The following is a 14,778-nucleotide window of genomic DNA, read 5'->3' as shown; positions in this document are numbered from 1 at the left end:
GGTAAGAAAGAAAAAACCGCCGGTCCTGTCCACAGCATTTGCGCTTTTGTAGACAGGATCCCGGCGGTCTTAAGAGAGTGAACCGTTTATTCGGTTGGTGCTGGCATTTTACCTTCCATTGCCGGACGTTCTGTCAGACGCTTCTCAAAATTGGCATTAAATTGTTTTTTCTGTTCCGGCGTCAGAATGTTGTAGATCTTGTTCTGGGTTTCCATATGAGCCAGCATGCGGGCTTTATGCTGCTCAGCCATTTTGTCGATCTGCGCTTCGGCTTTTGCCTTATCGAAGCTGTCGCTGGCGATAATGTCATGCATCGCGCGGCGCTCTTCCAACGGAGGACGTTTCATCTGGTCACGCTGGCTTTTCATGATGTCGCGGATCTGCTGTTTCTGCGCATCCGTCAGGTTCAGATCTTTGAACATCATCATCTCGTGCATACCCGGCTTGCCTTTGTGATGCATCATCATTTTGCCTTCAGCAGGCGCGGCAGTGGTGGTTGCGGTATCTGCGGCGAACGCCATGCTGGTAGCGCCCAGAGCCAGGGTAGAAGCAACAAACAGTGCAGTAAACTTACGCATAATTTATTTCCTTACTTTCAGTTATTCTTCGGCGCTATGCCGTGTTGACGAGATTAACTTTACGGGGTTTATCGTCAATTAGTCAGAGCAACGGTAAAACAATGAAAGTGTAAAAAACAAATTTTCGCCAAATATGGAGGAAATAAGGATAAAGCGTGGAGAGTTGCAACTAAAATATGCAATAAGCTGATTATTAAGAGATTGTGAAGAAGTATAACCAACTGCCGTTTAATAATAAAGCAATTATCCAGGAATATTCTGCAAAGAAAATGCGATCGCCTTAATCGCTAAGAATATAGTTTTAATATTCCCCTCCCGCAGACAGGAGGGGACACGATCAGGACACTTTTTCCAGCATCAGCCCGGCCCGCAGACCAAAGGCCACAGACGGGTTGGGGAACAGCACATATTCGGTTGTTTTCTGCACCTCATAGCGCTCGTCGCCGTCCTCCGCCAGTAATGCCCCCTTGCGAAACGGCGTAAAATTGAGCGTGTGGGCCGCCATATGTAGCTGGAAAGCCTCGCTACGGCGGGTGATCTGCTGCACAACCCGATAACACTCGACGGGCTGGCTGGTGTGCTCCGGCTCCTTCCCCCCCAGCAGCGCATGCAGCGCAAGATGCGTCGGGGCAAAGCGCGTAAGATCGTTTTGCCCAAACGGCAGCGCTTTTCCCAGCTCCAGCGTGCAGGCCAGCGCGCCGAAGCGTTCGCAGGTAAAGTGCGTGAAGGTCCCCCCCGGCGACTGATGGAAGACCAGCGCTTCCAGCCCCGCATCCCCCAGCCAACTCAGAAAATCTTCCTCCCAGGGCTGATTACGCTGCGGCAGTACGCCAAAACGTACGTGATACGAGGCGCGGATCGCCGTATGCAGATCGAGATGCCAGCGCAATGGCCCCGCGTCGGTGAAAAAGGAGGTGACGATCTGCTCCAGCCACTGCGCCCGTGCCGTTTCATCACTTTGTGGGAATTGCGACCAGCGGCCACCGAACATGCGGTTGATGTCGCTCACCAGATAGCGTTTGTTTTGCGCCAGCGCAGGCGGGTTTCCCAGAACCACCAGCAGACGGCAGTGCAGCGCGATCTCCCCGCTATACAACGCGCCCAGCAGCAGGTCGACAATCTCGACGGGCGCCGTTTCATTGCCGTGAATGCCGGTTGAGAGCAGAAGCGACAGTTCACTCCTGGCGCTCGGTGTCAGTTCAAGCACACCGCGCCCCAGCCACCGCCAGTGGAATGAGGGCCCCTCCCCCTCACGTTGTGAGGGCGTTTCGTCAGTCAGCGTCAGCGCCAGTAAATTTTCCATAGCGCCTCCTTTAGCGCTGGAACGGGTAAACCGAACCCAGCTGCAGGATTGAGGTTAACGCGTCGAGCGCCTCGCGGCCTTCGCGCAGCAGCTGCGGGTCAACCAGATCGGCCTGCGTTAACCGGTCACGATAGTAGCGGTCCACCCAGTCGTTCAGGATGTTAAACAGCGTCTCATTCATCATCACTGCCGGGTTAACGGCCTGCATTTCGTTGGGCGTCAGGACCACGCGCAGGCGTAAACAGGCCGGACCGCCCCCGTTTGCCATGCTCTCGCGCAGATCAAAGACGCGCAGTTCCGCAATCGGGTTATCGGCTTTCACCAGTTCAGTCAGATAACGCCACACGCCCGGGTGATCGCTGGACTCCTGCGGCAGCACCAGCATCATGCTGCCATCGTCCCGGCTCAACAGCTGGCTGTTGAAGAGGTAGGTCTCAACCGCATCCTGCACGCTCACCGCCTGCGTCGGCACCTGAATCGGCGTAAACCCGGGCACGCGTTCATGCAGCGTGGCGAGGAGTTTCTCCTGATGGGCGAACGCCTGCTCGTGGCAGAACAGAACCTGGCGGTTAGAGACGGCAATCACGTCGTTATGGAACACGCCCTGGTCGATCACATGCGGGTTCTGCTGGGCAAAAATCACCTGCGACGGATTGACCTGATTCAGACGCGCCACGGCCTGGCTTGCCGCCAGCGTCTGTCGGGCCGGGTAGCGGGTTGGCGCAGAATGGCCGCCCTCTTCCCGCCCGTAAATAAACAGCTGTAACCCCGGTTCGCCGTAATCGCCGCCCAGACGGTTATGGTTGGCAGCACCTTCATCACCAAACATCGCCACCTGCGGCAGAGCCGGATGGACAGCAAAATGGGCGTCATTATGGAAAATGGCGCGCAGCACGCGCTCCGTGGTCTCCGCTTCGGTGGCGCGGTGGAATTTGTTGTTCAGGTTCGCCACCGTCAAATGGACCTTGCCATCCAGCGTATCGGCAGAGGGCGCAACGGTCGCCGCATTGGCCACCCACATTGAGGAGGCGGAACTCGCCGCCGAGAGCAGGTGTGGCGTCTGCGTTCCCGCTTTCTCCACCACCTGTTCATCAGTGCCGCTAAAACCAAGCTGACGTAACACCGCCACGTTTGGACGCTCCTGCGGCGGGATCACCGCCTGCGGAAAACCCGCGTCCGATAGCGCCTTCATTTTCAGCAGCCCCTGCTTTGCCGCCAGTTTCGGGTTGGAGACCTGAAAACGGTGTTTCGTCGAGGCTTCATTACCAAAGGAGAGCCCGGCATAGTGGTGCGTCAGTCCCACCAGGCCGTCAAAATTGACTTCACGCGCTTTCATGGCGATCTCCCTGACTAAAATCCAGACCCGGACTCAGCGTTTCCGGCAGCGTCAGCGCAGGTGTTTCCAGGCTCGCCATCGGCCACGCGCAGTAATCTGCGGCATACCACGCGCTGGCGCGATGGTTCCCGGAAGCCCCTACGCCGCCAAACGGGGCGGTACTCGCGGCACCGGTCAGCGGTTTGTTCCAGTTAACAATCCCGGCGCGCGCTTCGAGCAGCAGCTGATCAAACTTCTCGCGCTGCGGTGAAATCAGACCGCTCGACAGGCCGTAGCGGGTGTTGTTGGCCATCGCAATGGCACTGTCAAAATCGTCATAGCGCCAGACGCACAGCAGCGGCCCAAAGACCTCTTCATCCGGCACGTTGCTCGCGCCGCTCATCTCAACAATGCCCGGCGTCAGCAGCGACGTGCCCGGCTGAACCTGCTTCGGCTCCAGCAAGGTTTTCGCGCCGCGTGAGACATGGTCCTGCCAGGCTTTCAGAACGTTCAGCGCCGCCTGTTCGGAGATGAGCCCGCCGATAAACGGCTGCGGGTCGGCATCCCACGTCGCAGGCACCAGACGCGCGCTCACCTCAACCAGACGCCTGAGGAACGCATCGCCCTGCGCCCCGCGCTTCACCAGCAGACGACGCGCACAGGTGCAGCGCTGGCCGGCAGTAATAAAGGCCGACTGGATGGTCAGGTGGACTGCCGCATCAATATCATCAGGATCTTCAACAATGAGCGGGTTGTTCCCCCCCATCTCCAGCGCCAGAATTTTTTCCGGCTGCCCGGCCAGCTGGCGATGCAGCTGATAGCCCGTCCCGGCGCTGCCGGTAAACAGCAGGCCATCAATATCACTTAACGCGCTCAGCGCCTGGCCGGTTTCACGCCCGCCCTGCACCAGGTTCAGCACGCCCGGCGGCAAACCCGCCTGCTCCCAGAGCTTCACCACCACCTCACCGGTCAGCGGCGTTAATTCACTCGGTTTGAAAATGACGTTATTTCCCGCCAGCAGTGCAGGCACAATATGCCCGTTTGGCAGATGCCCCGGGAAGTTGTAGGGGCCAAACACCGCCAGTACGCCGTGGGGGCGATGGCGCAGCGTGGCCGCGCCGTCAGCCATTTCGGTATGCTGCTCGCCGGTGCGGGTATGGTACGCCTTTACCGAGATAGCGATTTTGTTGATCATCGCCGTCACTTCAGTCGCCGCTTCCCAGCGTGGCTTGCTGGTCTCCAGGGCGATCGTGCGGGTCAGCTCGGTTTTATTCGCTTCCAGCAGAGAGGCAAACTTTTCGACAATCCCCTGGCGCACGGTGAACGGCTGTTTCGCCCACGCCGGAAACGCGCGGCGCGCGGCGTGGCAGGCCTGTTCAACCTGCCCGGCGCTGGCATCATTACCTTTCCAGAGCACCTCGTTGCCGACCGGATTGGTCTTCACTCGCTGTTCGCCTTCGCCCGTTACCCAGTCTCCGTTGATCCATAAAGTCATGCTGTTTTCTCCTCAGGGCAGAGTCGCACCAGGCGAACCGTATCGCCGGCATTACATTTCAGGGCATCCAGTTCTGCAGCCGTCAGCACCAGACGTTCACATTTCGGGTTGGTACGCACCAGCATGGCGCGGAAGTTGGTGTAATTTTCGTTCGCCACCAGGCACGCCGGCCAGTCACCCGGCGCAGGCTGACCTTCAGAGACGTCAACCAGTCGGCTTTTACGGATCGCGCGCACGCGGTCGATGTCGCACTCCAGCGTCGGCCCGCCGTCAAAGATGTCGACATAGTTACGGTAGCGGAAGCCTTCTTTCTCCAGCACCGCGCGGGCAGGCGCCGTTTGCGGATGGACTTCGCCAATCACCGCCTGTGCTTCCGGGGTTAAGAAATGGGTATAGATAGGGTGTTTCGGCATCAGCTCAGCGATAAACGCTTTCTGTCCGGTGCCGCACAGATAGTCTGCCCGGCTGAACTCCATCGAGAAGAAACGCTCGCCCAGGCTCTCCCAGAACGGCGAATAGCCTTTATCGTCGATCACACCGCGCATTTCAGCCACCACCTTTTCGTTAAAACGATCGCGGAAAGCGGCCATAAACATAAAGCGCGATTTGGAGAGCAGATACCCGTTGCCCTCTTTACGCCACGCCGGATCAAGGAACAGCGTACAAAGCTCGCTGGCACCGGTGTGGTCATTACAGAGAAACAGCGTCGGCAGCGCGTTATAGACGTTCAGCTCTTTTGAGGCATGAACCATGGTGCCCACGCGGTAGTTGTACCACGGATCATTAAGACCAACGGCCACTTCGATGGCGCAGATCCCGGCTACGGTCCCCGTGTCGGTATCTTCCAGCACGAACACATAGCCCTGTTCGCTTTTTGGCAACGTCCCCTGCCAGGTTAGCAGGGCGCGCTCAATGCGCGCCGACAGCGTTTTTTCATCGGCAGGAAGCGAGGTTAGCCCGCCCCCCGTCTTACCGGCAAGCTGCATGAGCCCGGCGAGATCGCCGCGCTCAACGGGACGGATGACCATCATGATGACACCCCGGATTTCACACGTTCACAGGCCAGCGCAAAACGGTCTAAACCGGTGCTCACCTCTTCCTCGCTGACAATCAGCGCAGGGGCAAAACGCACCACGTTGGCACCGGCAATCAGCACCATCACGCCCTGTTTCGCCGCTTCCTGTGAAATAAGTTTAGCTTTTCCGGCAAACTCCGGCGTCAGTTCGCAGCCAATTAACAGCCCCAGGCCGCGAATCTCTTTAAACAGACCGGTCTTGCTGTTAATGGCGTTCAGACGCTCCACAAACCAGTCGTGACGCTGTTTAACCCCCTTCAACACTTCCGGGGTATTGATGATATCCAGAACCTGTCCGGCCACGGCCGTTGCCAGCGGGTTACCGCCATAGGTGGTGCCATGCGTGCCCACGACCATTACGCTGGCGAATTTATCGGTGGTCAGCATCGCGCCAATCGGGAAGCCGCCGCCCAGCGCTTTCGCCGTTGAGAGAACGTCCGGCGTTACGCCGTAGTGCATATACGCATACAGCTCACCGGTACGGCCAACGCCGGTCTGCACTTCGTCGAAAATCAGTACCGCGTTATGACGATCGCACAGTTCGCGCAGCCCCTGCAGGAACGCTTTCTGTGCGGGCAGCACACCGCCTTCTCCCTGCATTGGCTCAACGATCACCGCGCAGGTGGTGTCGTCGATCAGCTCGCGGGCTGACTGCAGATCGTTATACACCCCGTGGCGGATATCCGGCGGCAGCGGCGCAAAGTCCTGCGAGTAGGACGGCTGCCCCCCTGCGCTGACGGTAAAGAGCGTGCGGCCATGGAACGCGTTCTTAAAGGCCACAATCCCGCTCTTGTGCACACCGAATTTATCGTGCGCATATTTGCGTGCCAGCTTCAGCGCCGCTTCGTTCGCCTCCGCGCCCGAGTTGCAGAAAAAGACTTTCTCCGCAAACGTCGCGTCGATCAGTTTTTTCGCCAGACGCAGCGCCGGTTCGTTGGTATAGCCGTTCCCGGTATGCCAGAACTTCGCCGCCTGGTCGTTTAACGCCTGGCGTAGCGCCGGGTGTGCATGGCCCAGCGCGTTAACCGCAATCCCGCCCGCAAAGTCAATATACTCTTTACCCTGCTGATCCCACAGGCGCGAGCCTTCCCCACGAACCGGAATAAAAGCCGCCGGAGCGTAAACCGGCATCATCCATTCATCGAAATTTTCACGCGTAATTGACAGAGACATAGCGACCTCATCCGGTAAATAAAAGGTTATTTGAATGTTAAATAATTGAGTGTTTGCACTGTGAATGTAGATTGCAGCCTTCGTGCCAGCCAGCGATAAAAATGCATAAACGGGTGGGGGTAACAGAATATCAATAAGTTACAATATGGAGTTATTCACTTTTAGTGCATAAAAAGTGAATATTTTTACGACAAGCGGCGCTTTGCCGCATGAAAATCAGAAAGAGTATGCAGAGGCCAAATATAATTCTGGAATTGTGATCGCTCGCGAAATTTATTGGCCATTTACGCCCCTTTTAAGGGCGAAGCGCGTCAGAATGGTGCAAATATTGCACCGTTGGCATTATCTGTCGCAGTTATTGGTCAATCCCCGTAACAGACGACGCAAATTCTGCTACCATCCATGCACTATTCACCTTGCACTGGCAGCGACTATGAAATTTGTCTCTTTTAATATCAACGGCCTGCGTGCCCGCCCTCACCAGCTTGAAGCGATTGTTAAACAACATCAGCCTGATGTGATCGGCCTGCAGGAGACAAAAGTTCACGACGATATGTTCCCCCTCGAAGAGGTGGTGAAACTGGGTTACAACGTCTTTTATCACGGACAGAAAGGGCATTACGGCGTTGCCCTGCTGACCAAAGAGACGCCGGTTTCCGTCCGCCGCGGCTTCCCGGGTGATGGCGAAGAAGCGCAGCGCCGTATCATCATGGCGGAAATTCCTTCAGCGCTCGGCAATATCACCGTGATCAACGGCTATTTCCCGCAGGGGGAGAGCCGTGACCATGAGACCAAATTCCCGGCGAAAGCGAAGTTTTATCAGGATCTGCAGGATTATCTGACCACCGAACTGAAAAAAGAGAATCCGGTGCTGATCATGGGCGACATGAATATTAGCCCGACCGATCTGGATATCGGCATTGGTGAAGAGAACCGCAAACGCTGGTTGCGCACCGGCAAATGTTCATTCCTGCCGGAAGAGCGCGAGTGGATGGATCGTCTGCTGAGCTGGGGTCTGGTGGATACCTTCCGCACGGCTAACCCGGACACCCAGGATCGCTTCTCATGGTTCGATTACCGCTCAAAAGGCTTTGATGACAACCGCGGGCTGCGCATAGACCTGCTGCTGGCAAGCTCCCCGCTGGCGGAACGCTGCATTGAAACCGGGATCGACTACGATATCCGCAGCATGGAAAAACCGTCGGACCACGCGCCGGTGTGGGCGAAATTCAAGCTGTAACCCCGTGTGAACATTCGAAAAATTGTCGTACTGTGCGCCCTGCTGGGCGCCTTTATGCTGACGTGGCTCACTCTTACTCCGGGCACGCTCTCTCTTGAAACCGTCAAAACGCATCAGCAGACCTTGCTCGCCTGCGTCGAACACGCCCCGCAGCAAAGTGCGCTGATCTTTTTTGCCCTCTATGTGGTGGTTTCCGCCCTGTCTATCCCCGGTGCCGCGATACTGACCCTGCTGGGCGGCGCGCTATTTACGCTGTGGAAGGGGACGCTGCTGGTGTCGTTTGCCTCCACGCTCGGCGCCACGCTCGCGATGCTCGCCAGCCGTTATCTGCTGCGCGACTGGGTTCAGCGACGGTTTGCCCAACAGATGAAAACGGTGAACGCCGGGATGGCGCGTGACGGCGCAGGGTATCTATTCGCCCTGCGCATGATGCCGTTGTTCCCGTTTTTTCTGGTCAATCTGCTGATGGGGCTGACCCGCATTGGGGTGCGTCGGTACTGGTGGGTCAGCCAGCTCGCCATGCTGCCCGCAACGGTTATCTTCCTCAACGCCGGCCGCGAGCTGGGAAAAATCACCTCGCTGCGCGATATTCTGTCGCCGGGCATGCTGTTAGCCTTTACACTACTGGGGTTATTACCGCTGATGAGCCGATGGCTGTTTTCCCGACTCCCCTCTTCGTTTAAAAAGTGAGGCATTATGCGCCGTGTGCGTTTTTGCGCGTTTCTGACCGGTCTGCTGCTGACCACTCCTCTGTGTGCCGCCGACAGCTGGCACGTTATCCAACAACAGGCCAAAGGCCAGACCGTCTGGTTTAACGCCTGGGGAGGCGATCAGGCGGTTAACCGCTACCTCGACTGGGTCAGCGGCGAGATGAAAACGCACTACGCAATCAACCTCAACATTGTCCACCTGGCCGATGCGGCGGATGCGGTAAAACGGATCCAGACAGAAGCTGCCGCCGGGCGTAAGACCCATGGCTCGGTGGATCTTTTGTGGGTTAACGGTGAGAATTTCCGCACGCTGAAAGAGGCTAACCTGCTGCAAACCGGATGGGCACAGACGCTGCCTAACTGGCGTTATGTCGACACGGGCAAACCGGTCACGGAAGATTTCGCCCTGCCAACCGAGGGTGCAGAATCTCCGTGGGGTGGCGCGCAGCTCACCTTTATCGCCCGCAAAGCGAGCATGCCGACTCCACCGTCAGACCCGCAGGGATTACTGGCCTGGGCCCAGCAGCATCCGGGTAAAATCAGCTATCCTCGTCCGCCTGATTTTACCGGCACCGCGTTTCTGGAACAGTTGCTTCTCACGCTCACCTCCCGACCCGATGCGCTGAAACGCGCGCCCGATGACACCTTTGCACAGGTTACCGCGCCGCTCTGGGACTACCTCGACAAACTCCACCCGCTGCTGTGGCGAGAAGGAAAAGATTTCCCGCCTTCACCTGCGCGGATGGATACCCTGCTCGCTCGCGGCAGTCTGAGCCTGTCGCTGACCTTTAACCCGGCACATGCGCTGCAAAAAGTGGCCAGCGGTGAACTGCCTGCCGACAGCTACAGCTTTGGTTTTCACAACGGGATGATCGGTAACGTTCATTTTGTTGCCATCCCGGCGAACGCCAGCGCCAGTGCGGGGGCCAGGGTGGTTGCCAATTTCCTGCTCTCACCTCAGGCGCAGATCCGCAAAGCCGACCCGGCTATCTGGGGCGATCCGAGCGTACTGCAGGCGAACACGCTGCCCGCAGATGAAGCAAAACAGCTTCAGGCCCACACGCCACAAGGGCTTCCGCAGATGCTTGCGGAGCCACACGCAGCCTGGGTTAACGCGCTGGAGCAGGAATGGCTGCGTCGTTACGGCACCCGCTGAGCGCACTCATCTGGCTGGCGATGGCGGCAGTGTATCTGCCGCTTGTTCCCGCCGCCGCCATGCTGTTGACGCCGGCGCTGTCGGCAGAAAACTGGCAACGCCTGTTTGACGACCCGCAGATCCCGCAGGCGCTCGCTGCCACCCTGGTATCCACGCTGATTGCCACTCTCGGCGCCCTGTTTATCGCCCTGATTTTCGTCACCACGCTCTGGCCCGGTGAGCGCTGGCGTCTTCTGTGCACCCGTTTGCCGTGGCTGCTGGCCGTTCCCCACGTTGCTTTCGCCACCAGCGTGTTGCTGACTTTTGCCGAAGGCGGTCTGTTTTATCAGCTCTGTACACGCTGCTCCCCGATGTTGGATCGCTACGGGATTGGGCTGGGGCTAACTCTCGCCGTCAAGGAGAGCGCCTTCGTGCTGTGGGCGATATACGCGGTGTTACCTGAAACCATACTGGCCCGCCAGAATGTCGTGTTGCAAACCCTGGGATACGGGCGGTTCCAGCGACTGTGCTGGCTGGTGATCCCGGAGATCGCGCCGGCGCTGGGTGCCACAATGCTGGCGGTGCTCGCCTGGTCCCTCTCTGTTGTGGATGTCGCCATCATCCTGGGGCCGGGGAATCCGCCTACCCTGGCGGTACTGGCCTGGCAGTGGCTGACCCAGGGCGACGTGCAGCAGCAAACGAAAGGAATGCTGCTCTGCCTGCTGATGCTCGCGCTGCTGGCCGCGCTTTCGGCGCTGGGGTTCGGTATCTGGAAGGCGTGGCGTCGCACGTTGCCTGCGCTGACAGGGGTGCGACGCACGTTCCCCCTCGCGCCGCCCGCCCGTATGCTCAGCGGAATCCTCCCCGCATGCGGCATGCTTTGCGCCGGCGTGCTGCTGATGCTGGCCCAGTGGGATGATGTTAGCGCCGTGCGTGCCAGCTTATCGTTCGGCCTGCTCGCCAGCCTGATCGCCCTGATCATGATACTGCTCTGGCTGGAATGGGGGCCGCGGCGTGGTGCACTGTGGGTCTGGCTCCCTCTCGCCCTTCCTGCGCTGCCGCTGGTTTCCGGGCAATACAGGGTGGCGTTATGGCTGGGTATCGACGGGCAGTACGCCGCCGTGCTCTGGAGTCATCTGCTGTGGGTGTTGCCGTGGATGCTGCTGATACTGCAACCCGCCTGGCGGCGCATCGATCCGCGGCTTCTCCTCACGGCCAGAACGCTTGGCTGGCGGCGGACAAAAGTCTTCTGCCTGATCAAATGTCCCCTGCTGTTGCGCCCCGCGCTGCTGGCGTTTGCAACCGGATTTTCGGTCAGCATGGCGCAATACATGCCAACACTCTGGCTCGGCGCGGGGCGTTTCAGCACCCTTACCACCGAAACCGTGGCGCTCAGCAGCGGCGGCAGCATCCCGATTCTGGCTAACCGGGCGCTGTGGCTTCTGTTGGTGACAGGGGCCGTCTTCGGCGTTGCCGCACTGTTATCCCGGCTCGCAGGCCATTATCGACGAGGATTACGTTAATGCTGAAGGTCAACAATCTCACCATTGCGCCGCTGTTCCGTGAAGTTAACTTTTATGTCCCTCGCGGTGAAATTGTCACCCTGATGGGGCCGTCCGGCAGCGGGAAATCGACCCTGTTCTCATGGATGGTTGGGGCACTGTCTGACGACTTTCAGGCGCAGGGCGAGCTGTGGCTTGACGATCGCCGCTGTGACGGGCTGCCTGTCGAGCAACGCGGGATCGGTATTCTCTTTCAGGACGCACTGCTGTTTGACCAGTACAGCGTCGGGCAAAATCTGCTGCTGGCGTTACCGGCGCGAATAACCGGACGCGCACGCCGGGAAAAGGTGCAACAGGCTCTGGATTCAGCCGGGCTAAATCGCCACTATGCCAGCGATCCGGCCACGCTATCCGGCGGGGAGCGTGCCAGGGTGAGCCTGCTGCGGGCTCTGCTTGCCGAGCCACAGGCGTTGTTGCTGGACGAACCGTTTAGCCGCCTTGATAAATCACTGCGGTCGTCCTTTCGGACATGGGTGTTTGATGCCCTGCGCGCACGCAATATCCCGGTAGTGCTGGTCACGCATGACGATGAAGATATTCCGCCGGGTGGCGAGGTGATTGAGATTTCTCGCTGGCAATAATGTGCTAACGCAATGTTTTACCTTTCAGGAGAGACGACAATGCCCCCCTCTTTTACTGACGTCAGGTTATTCGATGAAACGTGTTTCTCAACTGACCGCGCTGGCCCTGCTTTGCGGCCTCGCCTCACTCTCTTGCATGGCCGCTGATATGCCCCATTCGCTCACACTGGCTCAGCTTCAGGAACAGCACGGCGCGGCGATCGATACCCGTGCCAGTGCGTTTTATAACGGCTGGCCGCAAACGCTGAGCGCCCCCTCCGGGCACGAGCCCGCTGCGCTTAACCTCTCTACCACCTGGCTGAGCGCGATGAGCGACGACCAGATTGGCCGCTGGGCAAAACAGCATCAGCTTACCCCCACAACGACTATCGCCCTCTACGGCAGTGACGCTGACAACCAGGCGGTGAGCGCCCGCCTGAAGAAAGCCGGTTATCCCCGGGTTTCCGTTCTCAGTGATGCCCTGCAGTCCCCTGAGCGTCTGCAGCGCCTGCCGCACTTTGAACAGCTCGTTTACCCGCAGTGGATTTATCAGCTTTCGCAGGGCAAACCGGTGGCAGCCGCCCCGGCCGGTGACTGGAAAGTGATTGAAGCCGCCTGGGGTGCGCCGAAGTTCTATCTACTGAACCACATTCCCGGCGCGGATTATATTGATACCAACGAAGTGGAAAGCGAGCCGCTGTGGAATAAGGTTTCTGACGACAAACTGAAAGCGATGCTGGCAAAACACGGGATCCGTCACGATACCACCGTCATTCTGTATGGTCGCGATGTCTATACCGCCGCCCGCGTGGCGCAAATTATGCTCTACGCGGGCGTGAAGGACGTGCGTATTCTTAATGGTGGCTGGAAAGCGTGGTCAGAGGCCAACCTGCCGGTGGAAAGAGGGATGCCTGCTGATGTCAAACCCGCTCCCGATTTCGGCGCGCCGCTCCCCGGTCAGCCACAGCTGATGATCGATATGGCGCAGGCGCGCGGGATGCTGCATCGCCAGGATGCTTCGCTGGTCAGCATTCGCTCGTGGCCGGAGTTTACTGGCGAAACCAGCGGCTACAGCTACATCAAACCCAAAGGTGAAATTGCCGGTGCCCGCTGGGGTCATGCCGGAAGCGATGCCACCCATATGGAAGATTTCCATAACCCGGACGGCACCATGCGCAGCGCCGATGACATCGCCGCCATGTGGAAAAGCTGGAACATCCTGCCGGAACAGCACGTGGCCTTTTATTGCGGTACCGGCTGGCGAGCTTCAGAGGGCTTTATGTATGCCCGGGCGATGGGCTGGAAAAACATCTCCGTCTATGACGGTGGCTGGTACGAATGGAGCAGCCACCCGCAAAACCCGGTGTCGTCTGGCGAACGCGGACCCGACAGTTCGCGCTAGGGCGTGAGTGAACGCAGCGTCAGATACCCGCTCCAGATGCGCGTTGTGGTGGTCAGCCAGCACAACGCGCCAAATACCCACGCGAGAAGCGTGAAGTGCGCCGGAAACAGGCAGCACAACACAAACAGCACGATGGTCTCCGTCCCTTCCGTTAATCCGCCGATATAGTAAAACGACTTGTGCGCATAGCCGGGGTTATCGATATTGTGTTTCGCCGCCAGAGCGGCAAAGGCCAGAAAGCTGCTGCCGGTTCCGATAAAGGCGAACAGTAGCCAGGCCGCGGCCAGCGCATTCTCAGCGGGAGCCGCGAGGGCAAAACCAAACGGCACCAGCGCGTAGAACAGAAAATCGAGCGCGATATCCAGAAACCCGCCCGCATCCGTCAGCCCTCTGCGGCGTGCCAGTGCGCCGTCCAGGCCATCCAGCAGGCGATTAGCCACAATGGCGACCAGGGCCGCCGGATACCAGCCAAGCGCCAGAAACGGTAGCGTCAGCACGCCTGCGGCAAATCCGGTTAACGTTAAGCCATCGGGCGTGATGCCGGGTTTATCCAGCCAGGAGGCCAGCCGGTTAAGGGCGGGCTTTACCCGGGGATGAATATGTCGATCAAGCATGCGGCTTTCCTTTAAACGTGTCGCACAGTCCCTGCGCCGGGATATCAAGGGCGGCATTAAAGCGGGCCGAAAGGTTTTGAAACGCAATCAGCGCCGTCATTTCGCTAATCGTCTCATCGGTAAAAAGGCGTTTGAGCTCGCTTTTGAGCGCCTCATCCACCTGCGGCGGCGTGGCGGTGACGGCCTCCGCGTAGGCCAGCGCCGCGCGCTCCTGCTCATTGAAAAGCGCGGCGTCACGCCACTGACTCACGGCCTGCACTTTATCCAACGCGCCCGCGCGTTCGGCAAGACGCAGGCTATTGGCATCAATACAAAATGCACAGTGACAGAGCTGGGATACCCGCGTCATCAGCAGCGAGCGCAGCACCGGCGTCAGGCGGGCGTTGCGTCGCTCCAGAAACCCGACAAACAGCGCCACCAGCCAGAACAGGCGCGGCATACGTCCCCACCAGCGCGTGGGGTTAAGCACTGCGCCAAAGTGTTTTTTCTGCATGGCGGCAATAGGTTTGAGGCTGGCGGGAAGGGATTCAACCGGGGCAACCCAGGTGGATGTCTCTTTCACGTGATTCTCCTGATGACTGGACTCCTGGAAAGGGCACGATAATATGGTGTTTTT

Annotated in this window: 14 protein-coding genes; 6 read left to right on the top strand and 8 right to left on the bottom strand. The window is 58.7% G+C overall.

The features are described 5' to 3' along the window. Positions 1-86 precede the first annotated feature (86 nt). The 6 genes from spy to ACMWKA_RS12780 all read right to left on the bottom strand — a co-directional run bounded on the left by spy (position 87) and on the right by ACMWKA_RS12780 (position 6,939). The gene (spy, locus tag ACMWKA_RS12805; RefSeq protein WP_014831529.1) at positions 87-578 is read right to left on the bottom strand and encodes an ATP-independent periplasmic protein-refolding chaperone Spy; all 492 of its coding nucleotides are present in this window, start codon (positions 576-578) and stop codon (positions 87-89) included. Positions 579-915: 337 nt separating this feature from the next. Further along, positions 916-1,881: a succinylglutamate desuccinylase gene (gene astE / locus ACMWKA_RS12800; RefSeq protein WP_058651485.1), complete on the bottom strand. Its 966-nt coding sequence runs from the start codon at positions 1,879-1,881 to the stop codon at positions 916-918. Between the two features lie 10 nt (positions 1,882-1,891). After that, positions 1,892-3,217, bottom strand: a complete 1,326-nt coding sequence (gene astB / locus ACMWKA_RS12795) for an N-succinylarginine dihydrolase (protein WP_058651484.1) — start codon at positions 3,215-3,217, stop codon at positions 1,892-1,894. Next, complete coding sequence (astD, locus tag ACMWKA_RS12790) at positions 3,204-4,691, bottom strand: succinylglutamate-semialdehyde dehydrogenase (protein ID WP_058651483.1); 1,488 nt, start codon at positions 4,689-4,691, stop codon at positions 3,204-3,206. Before astD ends, astB begins: the two co-directional genes overlap by 14 nt. Further along, on the bottom strand, positions 4,688-5,722 hold the full coding sequence (gene astA, locus ACMWKA_RS12785; RefSeq protein ID WP_040019660.1) for an arginine N-succinyltransferase: 1,035 nt from the start codon (positions 5,720-5,722) through the stop codon (positions 4,688-4,690). The genes astD and astA overlap by 4 nt, the downstream gene beginning before the upstream one ends. Continuing rightward, positions 5,719-6,939 carry an aspartate aminotransferase family protein gene (locus tag ACMWKA_RS12780; RefSeq protein WP_029882003.1) on the bottom strand — a complete coding sequence of 407 codons (1,221 nt, stop codon included), beginning with the start codon at positions 6,937-6,939 and terminating at the stop codon, positions 5,719-5,721. Before ACMWKA_RS12780 ends, astA begins: the two co-directional genes overlap by 4 nt. 433 nt (positions 6,940-7,372) lie before the next feature. Between ACMWKA_RS12780 and xthA the strand changes: the two genes are divergently transcribed. The 6 genes from xthA to ACMWKA_RS12750 all read left to right on the top strand — a co-directional run bounded on the left by xthA (position 7,373) and on the right by ACMWKA_RS12750 (position 13,548). After that, entirely contained in the window at positions 7,373-8,179 is an 807-nt protein-coding gene (xthA, locus tag ACMWKA_RS12775) for an exodeoxyribonuclease III (protein ID WP_222168291.1), read from the top strand. A 6-nt stretch (positions 8,180-8,185) separates the two neighbouring features. Beyond that, positions 8,186-8,869, top strand: a complete 684-nt coding sequence (locus tag ACMWKA_RS12770) for a TVP38/TMEM64 family protein (RefSeq protein ID WP_058651482.1) — start codon at positions 8,186-8,188, stop codon at positions 8,867-8,869. Positions 8,870-8,884: 15 nt separating this feature from the next. After that, a complete protein-coding gene (locus ACMWKA_RS12765) occupies positions 8,885-10,045 on the top strand; it encodes an ABC transporter substrate-binding protein (protein ID WP_369706136.1) in 1,161 nt (386 codons plus the stop codon). After that, the gene (locus tag ACMWKA_RS12760) at positions 10,018-11,547 is read left to right on the top strand and encodes a thiamine ABC transporter permease (protein ID WP_222168290.1); all 1,530 of its coding nucleotides are present in this window, start codon (positions 10,018-10,020) and stop codon (positions 11,545-11,547) included. Before ACMWKA_RS12765 ends, ACMWKA_RS12760 begins: the two co-directional genes overlap by 28 nt. Beyond that, on the top strand, positions 11,547-12,167 hold the full coding sequence (locus ACMWKA_RS12755) for an ATP-binding cassette domain-containing protein (RefSeq protein WP_013097037.1): 621 nt from the start codon (positions 11,547-11,549) through the stop codon (positions 12,165-12,167). The genes ACMWKA_RS12760 and ACMWKA_RS12755 overlap by 1 nt, the downstream gene beginning before the upstream one ends. A gap of 73 nt (positions 12,168-12,240) precedes the next feature. Further along, positions 12,241-13,548: a sulfurtransferase gene (locus ACMWKA_RS12750; RefSeq protein WP_414760304.1), complete on the top strand. Its 1,308-nt coding sequence runs from the start codon at positions 12,241-12,243 to the stop codon at positions 13,546-13,548. Here the strand turns inward: ACMWKA_RS12750 and ACMWKA_RS12745 are convergent. Both ACMWKA_RS12745 and ACMWKA_RS12740 read right to left on the bottom strand, forming a co-directional pair. Then, positions 13,545-14,162, bottom strand: coding sequence for a CDP-alcohol phosphatidyltransferase family protein (locus tag ACMWKA_RS12745; RefSeq protein WP_029881998.1), 618 nt, complete (start codon positions 14,160-14,162; stop codon positions 13,545-13,547). The two genes, ACMWKA_RS12750 and ACMWKA_RS12745, sit on opposite strands and share 4 nt — an antisense overlap. Beyond that, positions 14,155-14,724, bottom strand: a complete 570-nt coding sequence (locus tag ACMWKA_RS12740; protein WP_057071569.1) for a carboxymuconolactone decarboxylase family protein — start codon at positions 14,722-14,724, stop codon at positions 14,155-14,157. The genes ACMWKA_RS12745 and ACMWKA_RS12740 overlap by 8 nt, the downstream gene beginning before the upstream one ends. Positions 14,725-14,778: the final 54 nt, after the last annotated feature.

Source organism: Enterobacter sp. 03-F-07-AD-ECC (assembly GCF_047530935.1).
Taxonomy (GTDB): Bacteria; Pseudomonadota; Gammaproteobacteria; order Enterobacterales; family Enterobacteriaceae; genus Enterobacter; species Enterobacter cloacae.
This window is presented reverse-complemented; position numbering and strand designations above follow the sequence as displayed.